General features: G+C 55.3%; 13 protein-coding genes. 4 read left to right on the forward strand and 9 right to left on the reverse strand.

All coding sequences use genetic code 11. The annotated features are described in order from the left end of the window. Positions 1–45: 45 nt before the first annotated feature. A complete protein-coding gene (flk, locus tag OGX75_RS08585; protein ID WP_049008705.1) occupies positions 46–1,047 on the forward strand; it encodes a flagella biosynthesis regulator Flk in 1,002 nt (333 codons plus the stop codon). Here flk and OGX75_RS08590 read toward each other — a convergent pair. Then, complete coding sequence (locus OGX75_RS08590; RefSeq protein WP_047462305.1) at positions 1,044–2,222, reverse strand: MFS transporter; 1,179 nt, start codon at positions 2,220–2,222, stop codon at positions 1,044–1,046. The two genes, flk and OGX75_RS08590, sit on opposite strands and share 4 nt — an antisense overlap. A gap of 241 nt (positions 2,223–2,463) precedes the next feature. Here OGX75_RS08590 and OGX75_RS08595 point away from each other — a divergent pair, with 241 nt between their 5' ends. After that, positions 2,464–2,988 (forward strand): YqhG/Tai3 family protein, encoded by a 525-nt coding sequence (locus OGX75_RS08595; RefSeq protein ID WP_071260206.1) that lies wholly within the window; start codon positions 2,464–2,466, stop codon positions 2,986–2,988. A 111-nt stretch (positions 2,989–3,099) separates the two neighbouring features. On the opposite strand, the gene fabB is transcribed toward OGX75_RS08595, so the two are convergent. Next, positions 3,100–4,320 (reverse strand): beta-ketoacyl-ACP synthase I, encoded by a 1,221-nt coding sequence (fabB, locus tag OGX75_RS08600; RefSeq protein ID WP_047462293.1) that lies wholly within the window; start codon positions 4,318–4,320, stop codon positions 3,100–3,102. A 158-nt stretch (positions 4,321–4,478) separates the two neighbouring features. Between fabB and mnmC the strand changes: the two genes are divergently transcribed. Then, entirely contained in the window at positions 4,479–6,479 is a 2,001-nt protein-coding gene (mnmC, locus tag OGX75_RS08605; protein ID WP_286451183.1) for a bifunctional tRNA (5-methylaminomethyl-2-thiouridine)(34)-methyltransferase MnmC2/FAD-dependent 5-carboxymethylaminomethyl-2-thiouridine(34) oxidoreductase MnmC1, read from the forward strand. Between the two features lie 68 nt (positions 6,480–6,547). On the opposite strand, the gene OGX75_RS08610 is transcribed toward mnmC, so the two are convergent. From OGX75_RS08610 to prmB, 6 genes are read right to left on the reverse strand one after another with little or no spacing between them, the layout of a single operon-like run. After that, positions 6,548–6,826 carry a YfcL family protein gene (locus tag OGX75_RS08610; RefSeq protein ID WP_012131443.1) on the reverse strand — a complete coding sequence of 93 codons (279 nt, stop codon included), beginning with the start codon at positions 6,824–6,826 and terminating at the stop codon, positions 6,548–6,550. 32 nt (positions 6,827–6,858) lie between these two features. Continuing rightward, entirely contained in the window at positions 6,859–7,407 is a 549-nt protein-coding gene (locus OGX75_RS08615; protein ID WP_012131442.1) for an elongation factor P hydroxylase, read from the reverse strand. Next, positions 7,407–8,216, reverse strand: coding sequence for a sulfite exporter TauE/SafE family protein (locus tag OGX75_RS08620; protein WP_012131441.1), 810 nt, complete (start codon positions 8,214–8,216; stop codon positions 7,407–7,409). Before OGX75_RS08620 ends, OGX75_RS08615 begins: the two co-directional genes overlap by 1 nt. Continuing rightward, a complete protein-coding gene (mepA, locus tag OGX75_RS08625; protein ID WP_012131440.1) occupies positions 8,216–9,040 on the reverse strand; it encodes a penicillin-insensitive murein endopeptidase in 825 nt (274 codons plus the stop codon). The genes OGX75_RS08620 and mepA overlap by 1 nt, the downstream gene beginning before the upstream one ends. Positions 9,041–9,043: 3 nt before the next feature. Beyond that, entirely contained in the window at positions 9,044–10,129 is a 1,086-nt protein-coding gene (gene aroC / locus OGX75_RS08630; protein ID WP_012131439.1) for a chorismate synthase, read from the reverse strand. Between the two features lie 38 nt (positions 10,130–10,167). Continuing rightward, the gene (gene prmB, locus OGX75_RS08635) at positions 10,168–11,100 is read right to left on the reverse strand and encodes a 50S ribosomal protein L3 N(5)-glutamine methyltransferase (RefSeq protein ID WP_012131438.1); all 933 of its coding nucleotides are present in this window, start codon (positions 11,098–11,100) and stop codon (positions 10,168–10,170) included. Positions 11,101–11,265: 165 nt separating this feature from the next. Between prmB and smrB the strand changes: the two genes are divergently transcribed. Beyond that, on the forward strand, positions 11,266–11,817 hold the full coding sequence (smrB, locus tag OGX75_RS08640) for an endonuclease SmrB (protein WP_012131437.1): 552 nt from the start codon (positions 11,266–11,268) through the stop codon (positions 11,815–11,817). 118 nt (positions 11,818–11,935) lie between these two features. Here smrB and sixA read toward each other — a convergent pair whose 3' ends face one another. Next, on the reverse strand, positions 11,936–12,421 hold the full coding sequence (sixA, locus tag OGX75_RS08645) for a phosphohistidine phosphatase SixA (protein ID WP_047462281.1): 486 nt from the start codon (positions 12,419–12,421) through the stop codon (positions 11,936–11,938). Between the last annotated feature and the right edge of the window lie 79 nt (positions 12,422–12,500).

Here is a 12,500-nt window from a genome sequence, read left to right on the forward strand (position 1 = left end):
GCCAGGCATACTTTGCTAAGATTTATGGTTTAAGGATAAGTGATGATGCAACCCATTTCCGGTACTCCCGCACGCCCTCCCGGTGAAGGTCAGACTGCGCCTTCCGTTGCCGGAGAACAGCCGCTATCCACCCAGCAGCGCACGGTGCTGGAACGCCTGATTACGCGTCTGATTTCACTGACGCAACAGCAAAGCGCGGAAGTCTGGGCCGGAATGAAACACGATCTGGGCGTAAAAAGCGACACGCCGTTGCTGTCGCGCCACTTCCCCGCCGCAGAACAAAATCTCACGCAACGCCTGAGCGTCGCTCAGCAGAACCACGCGAATCGTCAGGTGCTCTCGCAGTTGACGGAATTATTGAGCCAGGGGAACAACCGTCAGGCCGTCAGCGATTTTATTCGCCAACAGTACGGTCAGACGGCGCTCAGCCAGTTAACGCCCGAGCAGTTAAAGAATGTGCTGACGCTACTGCAACAGGGGCAACTTTCCATTCCTCAGCCTCAACAACGTCCGCCAACCGACAGACCGTTATTGCCTGCCGAGCATAATACGCTCAACCAACTGGTGACGAAGCTGGCCGCCGCGACGGGCGAATCGGGCAAACTTATCTGGCAGTCCATGTTGGAACTTTCCGGTGTGAAAAGCGGCGAGCTGATCCCTGCAAAACAGTTCACGCACCTGGTCACCTGGCTGCAAGCGCGCCAGACCCTCAGCAACCAGAGCGCGCCCACCCTACAGACGCTACAGGCGGCGCTAAAACTGCCGCTGGAGCCGAATGAATTCACGGCGTTAAGAGATTACGCCCAGCAGACATATCAGGCGTTGCCGCATACGATTCTGACAACCGCTCAGGTTCAGGATCTGCTGAACCAGGTCTTTCTGCGCCGCGTTGCGCGCGAAAGAGAGTTAACCGAGCCGCATCACATTCAGCCGATATACAGCCCGTTCGCCCCGATGATTGAAACCATCAAATCCGTAACGGCGCGACCGGGGCTGATCTTTATCGCACTGGCGGTTGCCTTCATTCTGTTCTGGCTGGTGTCTTAACCCCGGCGAAACGACAGCAGCGTTACCACAATCCCCACGACGGCAGAAATCGCCCCGGCGAGAAACACGGAAGAGTAGCCGCACGAGGTGGCTAACAGCCCGGCCAGAGGGCCGGTAATGCCGTAGGAGATGTCCTGAAACGCGGCATAGCCGCCAAGTGCCGTACCGCGTACCTGAGAAGGTACGCGCTTCACCACTTCAACACCCAGCGCCGGGAAGATGAGCGAGCACCCTGCCCCGGTTAACGCCGCGCCCAATAGCGCAATCCAGGCCACAGGCGCCAGCCAAAGCAGCACCAGCCCTGCCGTTTCGACCAACAGGGACGCAACCGCCACCTTCACACCGCCAAAGCGATCCGGCATCCAGCCAAACAGCACGCGCATCAGCACGAAAGCGCCGCCAAACGCGGTCAACGTAAAACCGGCCATCGCCCAGCCTTTACTGGCGAAATAGAGTGAAATAAAGGTGCCGATAACGGCGAAACCAACCCCCTGTAGCGCCAGCCCCAGGCCCGGCTTCCAGATGAGGCCGACGACGCTCCACAGCGACGGACGTTCGCCCGCGTGCGCAGGTACTTTACGCACGGTGCCATTAAATGCCCAGGCCAGCAGCGGCAGCGCCATTGTCGTTCCTGCCAGCGCCGCAAAACCGTAATGGCTGTGAATCAGTAAACCAAGCGGCGCACCGGCAGCCAGCGCGCCGTAAATCGCCATGCCATTCCACGACATCACTTTACCGGAGCGCGAAGGCCCTACCAGCCCCATCCCCCAGGTCAGGGTTCCGGTCAGTAGCTGGCTTTCGCCAAAACCCAGGATCAGTCGCCCGACGATCAGCAACGCGAATTTTACAGGTACAGAAACAGGTAACAACGCCGCCAACAGCCACGCGCCCCCCGCCAGCGCGCAGGCCAACATCCCCTGTAGCGCGGAACGTTTAGCGCCATATTGATCGGCCAGTCGCCCGGCGTAACCACGGGTCAATACCGTTGCAAGGAATTGAATGCCCACCGCGATGCCGACCATCGTGTTGCCATAGCCCAGCTCATGATGAACAAAAAGAGGGATTACAGGTAACGGTAAACCGACCGTCATATAGGTCAGAAAAACCGCAAAAGCGATACGAAAAAGCGAAAAATTCGCAGAAGGTGTTTTTTCTTTTTGGGATACAGCTGTCATGCGTTACTCCAGAATGCAGAGTAAGGCGAGGAAATGCCACGCCCCCTCCACCTGACCATCAGGATTAAGGTGCGTTGGATAACGTTAAACGCTTACGCATTATCATGGGGATAATGTTGAGCGTGAAGTCTGCCTGTGGGAGACCGGGCTTGTCAACTTAGAAATCACAGCATTATTTGTCATTTCTGTCGAATTGAACACGGTTAAAACATACTGTCATTTTCTTTCAGGGAAAAAAGTAATGAAAGCGTTTCCTCTTATTACGCTTATCCTGTTGCTTTGCGGCTGCGCTACACCTCATCGCGATAGTACGCAGGATATTAACCAATTCTATCTCTCATGGATGAAAACATTCACAGAGGATCAGGATACCCCTCATGATAAGTCGGCATTAATGCAACGCTATGTCGCGAAAGAACTTATCAATCGCCTGACGCTAATTGATAACCTTTATGAGCAGGAAATTGTGGCGTCAGACTACTTTATGTACGTGCAGGACTACGCGCCGGAATGGATCGCTAAATTCCACGCAGGAACAGCCAGTGCTTTTTTGGGAGGTGAAAAAGTGGATGTGTGGCTTGGCGATTCCGATACCCGCCTTATCCATTTAATGGTGTACACTCGCCGGGAAAATGGTCAATGGAAAATTTATCGGGTACGCGATCTTACCCACCAGTTTGAACACCCGATCTACGATGCAGGCGCTATTGCCCGCGCCAGGGCGTGGTCTGCAAAAATCGCGCAGGAATACGAAAACAAGCAATAAAAAAGGGAGCCATCATCGGCTCCCCTGTAGGCCTGATAAGCGAAGCGCCATCAGGCAAACGTTGATGTCGGATAGCGGCGTAAACGCCTTATCCGCCCAACGTCTTCAGATTTACGCTTTCAGCTTACGCATAACCAGCGTCGCGTTGGTGCCGCCAAAGCCGAAGCTGTTGGACATGACGGTCGTCAGCTCGCGATCGGTGGCTTCGGTGACGATGTTCAAACCTGCCGCTTGCTCGTCCATCTCTTCAATGTTGATGCTCGGCGCGATAAAGCCGTGTTCCAGCATCAGCAGCGAATAGATAGCTTCCTGCACGCCAGCCGCACCCAGAGAGTGACCGGTCATCGCTTTGGTCGCGGAGATAGCCGGGCTCTTATCGCCAAAGACTTCACGAATTGCACCCAGCTCTTTCACGTCGCCTACCGGCGTAGAAGTACCGTGGGAGTTCAGGTAGTCAATCGGAGTGTCAACGCCGTGCATCGCCATCTGCATGCAGCGCACTGCGCCTTCGCCTGACGGTGCAACCATGTCAGCGCCATCGGACGTTGCGCCGTAACCGACGATTTCCGCATAGATGTGCGCGCCGCGCGCCAGAGCGTGTTCCAGTTCTTCAACCACAACCATACCGCCGCCGCCCGCGATAACGAAACCATCACGGTTCGCATCATAGGTACGGGAAGCTTTAGACGGATCGTCGTTGTATTTGGTGGACAGTGCGCCCATCGCGTCGAATTCACACGCCATTTCCCAGCACAGCTCTTCGCCGCCGCCGGCAAAGACGATGTCCTGTTTGCCCAGTTGAATCTGTTCAACCGCGTTGCCGATGCAGTGCGCAGAGGTCGCGCAAGCAGAGCTGATGGAGTAGTTCACGCCGTGGATTTTAAACGGCGTAGCGAGGCAGGCAGAAACGCCGGAGGCCATCGCTTTGGTCACTACATACGGGCCAACGGCTTTCAGACCACGCGGGCTACGCATGGCATCTGCGCCAAAGACCTGGAATTTCGGGGAGCCGCCGCCGGAACCTGCAATCAGGCCAACGCGCGGGTTATTCTGGTAAGTTTCTACAGAGAGACCCGCATCAGCAATCGCCTGCTCCATAGAAAGGTAAGCATAGATGGATGCGTCGCTCATAAAGCGCACTACTTTGCGGTCAATGAGGCCAGTGGTATCCAGTTTGACGTTACCCCAAACATGGCTACGCATGCCGGAGTCCTTCAGCTCCTGAGAGAAAGTGATCCCTGAACGTCCTTCACGCAGAGATGCCAGGACTTCCTGCTGGTTATTACCGATGCTGGAAACGATGCCCAGGCCAGTAATCACTGCACGTTTCATTCAATACCTCTGTAAGTCGCACTATTTTAAGATTCGACTCGCACAATAGCGTACACTTGTACGCCGAACAAGTCCGATCAGCCAATTAATATGGAAATTTGCGCCTCCGGGCGCACATCGCTAAGATCGTGACACTGCCTGTCAGACGAGTAACTTACGTGAAACAATACGCTATACAACCTGCCAACCTTGAATTCAACGCTGAGGGTACACCTGTTTCCCGAGATTTCGATGACGTCTACTTTTCCAATGATAATGGGCTGGAAGAGACGCGTTATGTTTTTCTCGGCGGCAATCAGCTTGAGGAGCGTTTTCCGCTGCACCCTCGCCCATTATTCGTGGTGGCGGAGAGCGGTTTCGGCACTGGCCTTAACTTCCTGACGCTCTGGCAGGCGTTCTCGCAGTTTCGCGACGCTCACCCTGAGGCTACGCTACAAAGATTACATTTTATCAGTTTTGAAAAATTTCCCCTGACGCAGGCCGACCTCGCTTTAGCCCATCAACACTGGCCGGAGCTTGCCCCCTGGGCACAGCAGCTACACGCGCAGTGGCCGCTGCCGCTGGCCGGGTGCCATCGTCTGATTCTTGATGACGGTCGCGTGACGCTGGATCTCTGGTTCGGCGATATTAATGAACTGACGGGGAAACTGGATGAATCTCTGAACCAGAAAGTGGACGCCTGGTTTCTGGATGGTTTTGCCCCCGCGAAAAACCCTGACATGTGGACGCAGAATCTGTTTTCCACCATGGCGCGACTGGCTCGCCCCGGCGGAACGCTGGCGACGTTTACCTCTGCGGGATTCGTGCGCCGGGGGTTGCAGGAGGCAGGGTTCACGATGCAAAAACGCAAAGGTTTTGGCCGCAAGCGTGAAATGCTTTGCGGCGTCATGGCACACGCGCTGACGTCCCCCTCCCCGACGCCGTGGTTCACCCGCAGCGGCAGCGCCAAACGAGACGTCGCAATCATCGGCGGTGGCATCGCCAGCGCGCTGCTGTCGCTGGCGCTTCTGCGCCGCGGCTGGCAGGTAACGCTCTATTGTTCAGATGAGCAGCCCGCGCAAGGCGCATCCGGCAATCGCCAGGGGGCGCTTTATCCCCTGCTCAGCAAACACGATGCGGCGATTAACCTCTTTTTCCCGAGCGCGTTTACGTTCGCGCGGCGTCTGTATGACGCGTTGCCGGTGACTTTCGACCATGACTGGTGCGGCGTCACGCAACTGGGCTGGGACGAAAAGAGCCAGCACAAAATCGATCAGATGCTGTCGCTGGCGTTGCCCGATGCCCTCGCAGTGGCTGTAGATCCAGACCAGGCGCAGCAGGAAACAGGCGTGGCGACACACTGTCGCGGAATAACGTATCCGGCTGGCGGCTGGCTGTGCCCCGCACAATTAACCGCTGCGGTGCTGGCGCTGGCGGCCACACAAGGGCTGCGGAGGCATTACACACACACGCTCACCGCCCTTTCGCGCCAGGCCACAGGCTGGCAGTTGCAATTTGCAGAGGGTAAGGCAGTTGAACATGAGGTGGTCGTGCTGGCAAACGGGCATCAGATTAACCACGTTGACCAGACGCTTCCGTTACCGGTCTATTCGGTGGCCGGTCAGGTGAGCCATATCCCGACGACGCCTGCGCTTTCCGCATTACGCCAGGTGCTGTGCTACGACGGATACCTCACGCCGCAAAACCCTGCCACTCATCAGCACTGCATTGGCGCCAGTTACCATCGCGGCAGTGAGGAAACTGCCTATCGTGAAGACGATCAGCAGCAGAATCGCCAGCGCTTGATCGACTGCTTCCCGAATGCCGCATGGGCAAAAGAGGTTGATGTCAGCGAAAAAGCGGCGCGCTGTGGCGTACGCTGCGCCACGCGCGATCATCTGCCGATGGTCGGAAATGTGCCGGACTATGATGCAACGCTCGCACAATACGCCGCTCTTGCCAGACAGAAAGACGCCGCCGAACGCGCGCCGGTTTATCCTGATTTGTTTATGCTGGGAGCGCTCGGATCGCGCGGGTTGTGTTCAGCCCCGCTCTGCGCGGAAATTCTCGCGGCGCAAATGAGCGAAGAGCCCATTCCGATGGATGCTGACACGCTGGCGGCGTTAAACCCGAATCGTCTGTGGGTACGGAAGTTATTGAAGGGAAAAGCGGTGAAATAAGTCCATCAGCCGAATGAACGTTAACGCCACCCGGCAAGGTGAAAATGCCGGATGGCGACGCATCCGGCCTACGCGTTAATGGCCTTCTGGAACAGGTTATCCCACATCTCTTTCACTAACGCCTGGTCACGCGGCGACAACTCGCCTGCGCCAATCGCTTTTTCCAGGCTGCTGGTGACGTTGGCATACACCGCTTCTGCGGAATGGTCATCACCGCCTTCCAGTTCTGCAACTGCTAACGTCAGGTGGCCACGCAGATATCCGCTGGCAAACAACTCATCATCGCTTGCGTGCTCTACCATATCGTCGATTAATGCCAGAATGCGTGATTCAAACTCCGCGATCATCTTCTTTCCTCATTGTAAACGTGGCGTCGGCCTCAGTTGAGCGCTTCCGGCCACGGGAACTGTTCCGCCGTAATGTCAGGCGTGTGATAATAATTCTGTAACGCTTTAATAAACCGGGCCGGGCGTTCAGGAATGCCTTTTTCCAGGTACTCCATCACCTGAGCATGAACCCGGCGCTGAAATACCACGCGATCCGGTTCGAAGTCCCCTTCCAGGTTGTCGCAACTGACGTTAAACGGATAACCCGCCGCCACGCAAAACAACCAGTCAAAGGCCTGCGGTTTCACTTCCACGTCTTCAAACTGGCTTTGGGTTTGCGCATCACGCCCATCCGGGCAATACCAGTAACCAAAATCCACCAACTCGCGACGCGCCTTTCCGGCAATACACCAGTGCGAAATCTCATGCAGCGCGCTGGCGTAAAAGCCGTGCGCAAAAACAATCCGGTGGTACGGCACGTCCGCATCAGCAGGAAGATAGACCGGTTCGTCATCGCCTTTAATCAGACGGGTATTAAAATCGTCGGCAAAGCAGCCGTTAAAAATATCAATTAGCTGTTGGTAATGATGCGTACTGTTCATTAGTTCATCCCCAGCAAGTGGAGAATCTCCTGTCCGTGGTTATCATAAAGTAGTTTGGCGCTCATCACCGCAGAGACGATGACAATCATCGGGCGAATGAGCTTCTGTCCTTTGCTTAACACCAGTCGCGAGCCCATACGAGCGCCCAGAAACTGGCCAATCAGCATCACGAAACCTGTCGCCCAAATGACTTTACCGCCAATAGCGAACAGCAACAGGCCGCCAATATTCGAGGTGGCATTCAACACTTTGGCATGGGCGGTGGATTTCGCCAAGTTGTACCCGCACAGCGTCACAAACGCCAGCGCGTAAAACGATCCGGCAGCCGGGCCGAAGAAGCCATCGTAGAATCCGACGCAGCCCCCGGCGACCAGCGCGAAAGGCAGGCCATAAAGCCGACGCTGACGATCCTCTTCGCCGAGTTTCGGCATCAACAGGAAGTAAAGGCCAATACAAATAACCAGCACCGGTAAAATCTGCCGCAAAATGCTCGCCTGGACATATTGCACCAGTAACGCGCCGCTCATTGAGCCAATGAACGTCATCAGAATATTGAGTTTCTGATCGGCAAGATTGACCACTTTGCGACGAATGAAATAGATTGACGCGGAGAGTGAGCCGCCGCAGGCCTGCAATTTATTGGTCGCCAGCGCCTGTGCTGGCGACATGCCTGCCGCCATTAATGCAGGGATCGTTAATAAGCCGCCTCCCCCCGCCAGCGAATCAATAAATCCAGCCAGCATTGCCACGAAAAAAAGAACAATCAATAACAGCGGGGACACCATAAACAGATTTAAAAAATTGTCCATTAGAGTACATGCTCATCCAGTAGCGCCTGGCAGGAAGGCGGCAACGGTGGCGGTGTCTTCTTCTCAGGCTTTGTTGTTCCAGGTTCAGGAGGTTCAAACCAACTTTGTAGTTCTGCGCCGCATCCATCGCCAGGCGGAGGCAAAGGCTGATCTTCGCACTCCAGGCTGTCGGCAGGGCAACGTAATCGTACATGCATATGCGCACGATGTTGGAACCAGGGTCGCACTTTACGCAACCAGTCACGGTCGGTTCCGGCATCCAGGCATAACTGCTGTTTAATGGCAGGATTAACAAAAATACGCGTGACGTCGTTATCTTCCGCCGCCAGTTTGATCAGGCTGGAAATTTCCGGCTTCCACAGCGAAGGCACCACATGTTTGCCGTCGCGGGAGACCAGGTCAATTGCCTGAGGTCGCAGTAGCTGCGCCTGCGTCCAGCGTGTTTTCGGCAGTTGCAGAAAAATATCAACATCGAGCCCGGTCTGGTGGCTGGCATGTCCGCCGTTGAACCGCCCGCCCGCAGGCATCCCCATATCGCCGATCAACACCGTTCCAAACCCAAGATTGCTGACCTGAGTGCTCAGTCGTTGAATAAACATCACGAGATCGGGATGACCAAAATAGCGGCGCTGATCGGTACGCATCACCTGATAGTGTTCGGACTGCACGGGAAGCGTGTCTGCCCCAACAATGCAGCCATTCGAAAAGCCGCCGATGGATTGCGCACTTCCGGGAACAGGATGCGTAATTTTCTGCCAGGGCGTCGCCGCCAGGCTGGCGCTGCTGACCAGAAGAGCCAGCAACGCGAGTGCCGTTTTTTTCATTGATTACCAGCGTGGAATATCAGTCTTTACATCCGCATTTTGCGCGCGCTGACGCAGAAGGTGATCCATCAGCACGATCGCCAGCATGGCCTCAGCGATCGGCACGGCGCGGATCCCAACGCACGGATCGTGACGCCCTTTGGTGATCATCTCGACTTCTTCACCGAAGCGGTTAATCGTACGTCCCGGCACCGTAATACTGGAAGTGGGTTTCAGCGCCATATGTGCAACAATTTGTTGCCCGCTGCTGATACCGCCGAGAATACCGCCCGCATGGTTGCTCAGGAAGCCCTCTTTGGTAATTTCATCGCGATTCTGGCTGCCTCGCAACGCGACCACATCAAACCCATCGCCAATCTCCACGCCTTTTACCGCGTTGATGCTCATCAGCGCATGAGCGATGTCCGCATCCAGACGGTCAAAGACCGGTTCGCCAAGCCCTGCCGGAACGCCGTTTGCCACGACGGTCACTTTTGCCCCAATCGAATCGCCCTCTTTCTTCAGGGCGCGCATCAGTTCATCCAGCGCGTCGATTTTATCTGGATCAGGACAGAAAAACGGGTTTTGTTCAACCTGCTGCCAGTCTTTGATTTCAAGCGGAATATCGCCCATCTGGGTCAGACACCCCTGAATGACGATGCCGTGTTTCTCCGCCAGATATTTTTTAGCAATCGCGCCAGCCGCGACGCGCATCGCCGTTTCACGGGCGGAAGAACGACCGCCGCCACGGTAATCGCGCAGACCGTATTTCTGCTCGTAGGTATAGTCGGCATGGCCCGGGCGGAAAACGTCCTTAATGGCGCTGTAATCCTGTGAACGCTGATCGGTATTTTCAATCAACAGGCCAATGCTGGTGCCCGTCGTCACGCCTTCAAAGACGCCGGAGAGAATTTTCACCTGGTCCGGTTCACGACGCTGGGTCGTGTAACGCGAGGTTCCCGGACGGCGTCTGTCGAGATCGTGTTGCAGGTCGGCTTCCGTTAGCGGAATGCCCGGCGGAACGCCATCAACGATACAACCGAGCGCCAGCCCGTGTGATTCACCAAAAGTCGTTACGCGAAAGAGTTGTCCAAGTGTATTTCCTGCCATCACGGCTCCGTTATCGTTGTTGTGTTGTTGACCGTTGATTAATCTTTATAGATGCTGAAATGCTCGCGAGCCGCAATGAGCTGCGCTTTCGTCAGCATAAAGACGCCGTCGCCACCGTTATCGAACTCCAGCCAGGTAAACGGTACATCGGGATATTGTTCTATCAGATGTACCATGCTGTTTCCGACTTCACAAATCAGAATACCGTCATCGGACAAGTAGTCCGGCGCGTTTCCCAGAATACGGCGGGTCAGTTTTAAACCGTCAGTGCCGGACGCCAGGCCCAGTTCAGGTTCATGACGATATTCATTCGGCAGATCGGACATATCTTCCGCATCAACGTACGGCGGGTTCGTCACAATCAGGTCATACTGCACTTTCGGCAGATCGCGGAACAGATCGGAGCGAATCGGCGTGACATGGTTGAGCAGACCGTGCTCTTCAATATTGTGTTCGGTTACGGCTAACGCGTCGCTGGAGATATCAACGGCATCCACTTCCGCCTCCGGGAAAGCATAAGCACAGGCGATAGCGATACATCCGCTGCCAGTACACATATCCAGAATGTGGTGCGGCTGCTCGCTGATAAGCCCCGCGAAGCGGTTATTGATCAGCTCGCCAATCGGCGAACGCGGCACTAATACGCGTTCATCAACATAGAATTCATGGCCGCAGAACCAGGCTTTATTGGTCAGGTAGGCCACCGGAATACGCTCGTTGACACGGCGAATGACCCGTTCAACAATGCGGTGACGTTCGCTGGACGTCAGGCGCGCGGTACGCATGTCTTCTGGAATATCCAGCGGCAAATAAAGTGACGGCAGCACCAGCTGTACGGCCTCATCCCACGGGTTGTCCGTGCCGTGACCATACCAGATATTCGCCGCGCTAAACCGGCTTACCGCCCAGCGCAACATGTCCTGAATGGTATGCAGCTCACTCACTGCTTCATCAACGAAAATTTTATCCACGTATTCCTCCAGGGCATGCTCGCATTAAATTCGGCGGCTAGTTTGCCACGAAGACGGCGATAAATCAGCACTCACGCGGCGCCAGAGCGTGAAAATTGCGTTTTGGCTGAACGAATGTCCCCTGAGTCGGGTAAACTAACGCAAAATAAAAGATGAGACGTTCGAATGAAAAAGAAAACATCGCTCAGCGAGGAGGACCAGGCGTTGTTCCGGCAGTTAATGACCGGCACCCGCCAGATTAAGCAGGACACCATTGTCCACCGGCCGCAACGTAAAAAAATCACAGAAGTCCCGGTCAAACGTCTGATACAGGAGCAGGCTGATGCCAGCCACTATTTCTCCGATGAATTTCAACCGTTATTGAATACCGACGGCCCGGTGAAATATGTACGTGCCGACGTCAGCCATTTCGAGCTGAAGAAAATGCGTCGGGGCGACTATTCGCCGGAGTTGTTCCTGGATTTGCACGGTCTGACGCAACAACAGGCCAAACAAGAGCTGGGGGCGCTGATTGCCGCCTGTCGCCGCGAGCATGTCTTTTGCGCCTGTGTGATGCACGGCCACGGAAAGCATATTCTTAAGCAACAAACGCCGTTATGGCTGGCGCAACATCCGCACGTTATGGCCTTCCATCAGGCGCCAAAAGAGTACGGCGGGGACGCTGCGCTGTTGGTATTGATTGAAGTAGAAGAGTGGTTGCCGCCGGAGCTTCCCTGACAATGCCGATTGCCGGATGGCGGCGCAAGCGCCTTATCCGGCCTACGGGGTCAGTGCAGGATGTAGGCCTGATAAGCGAAGCGCCATCAGGCACGGTATCCAACCGACGATAATAACGTTAAATCGCTTTTGCCATTTTCAGATTACACGGGCTCATCTGCCAGTTGAAAATCCCTTTGCCGCTTTCATCAAGCGTTACGCTGGCAATCGCAGATGTGGTGAACATTGGCGGCGTCTCGCCAGGACAGAGTTCAGACACCAGATATCCCACCAAAGGCAGGTGAGAGATCACTAACACCGATGCGACGCCTTCATTCGCCAGCGTCTGTAACCAGGCGCTGACCATACCGACATCGCCGCAAGGAGTAAGCTCCGGCAAAACGTCCACATTGCCAGGCAGGTTCATACACTCCCCTACCACATCCAACGTTTGTTCGGCTCGTAGAAACGGGCTCACCAGAACACGTTCGATATCCACTTTTTGACCTTTCAGCCAGTTCGCCATAAGGCGGGATTCGTCACAACCACACGAGGTTAAGGGACGAACCGAATCACTGGCGGCATCGAGGGCCGCGTCGCCGTGACGCATGATAAAAACTTGCATATTGCACCGCTTTTGTTAACCAGAATCACCCACATTCTTAGCAAAAACCCTGACGGGTATGATAAAAATGCGGTGGCCG

It is taken from the genome of Citrobacter sp. CK199 (assembly GCF_030333285.1).
In the GTDB taxonomy this organism is placed as follows: Bacteria; Pseudomonadota; Gammaproteobacteria; order Enterobacterales; family Enterobacteriaceae; genus Citrobacter_B; species Citrobacter_B koseri.

What these genes read in the sequence shown, in the direction of transcription:
- sixA (WP_047462281.1), bottom strand. Translation starts at nt 12,421, where the DNA reads ATGCAAGTTTTTATCATGCGTCACGGCGACGCGGCCCTCGATGCCGCC.
- flk (WP_049008705.1), top strand. Translation starts at nt 46, where the DNA reads ATGCAACCCATTTCCGGTACTCCCGCACGCCCTCCCGGTGAAGGTCAG.
- OGX75_RS08610 (WP_012131443.1), bottom strand. Translation starts at nt 6,826, where the DNA reads ATGATCGCGGAGTTTGAATCACGCATTCTGGCATTAATCGACGATATG.
- OGX75_RS08595 (WP_071260206.1), top strand. Translation starts at nt 2,464, where the DNA reads ATGAAAGCGTTTCCTCTTATTACGCTTATCCTGTTGCTTTGCGGCTGC.
- fabB (WP_047462293.1), bottom strand. Translation starts at nt 4,320, where the DNA reads ATGAAACGTGCAGTGATTACTGGCCTGGGCATCGTTTCCAGCATCGGT.
- aroC (WP_012131439.1), bottom strand. Translation starts at nt 10,129, where the DNA reads ATGGCAGGAAATACACTTGGACAACTCTTTCGCGTAACGACTTTTGGT.
- mepA (WP_012131440.1), bottom strand. Translation starts at nt 9,040, where the DNA reads ATGAAAAAAACGGCACTCGCGTTGCTGGCTCTTCTGGTCAGCAGCGCC.
- smrB (WP_012131437.1), top strand. Translation starts at nt 11,266, where the DNA reads ATGAAAAAGAAAACATCGCTCAGCGAGGAGGACCAGGCGTTGTTCCGG.
- OGX75_RS08590 (WP_047462305.1), bottom strand. Translation starts at nt 2,222, where the DNA reads ATGACAGCTGTATCCCAAAAAGAAAAAACACCTTCTGCGAATTTTTCG.
- OGX75_RS08615 (WP_012131442.1), bottom strand. Translation starts at nt 7,407, where the DNA reads ATGAACAGTACGCATCATTACCAACAGCTAATTGATATTTTTAACGGC.
- OGX75_RS08620 (WP_012131441.1), bottom strand. Translation starts at nt 8,216, where the DNA reads ATGGACAATTTTTTAAATCTGTTTATGGTGTCCCCGCTGTTATTGATT.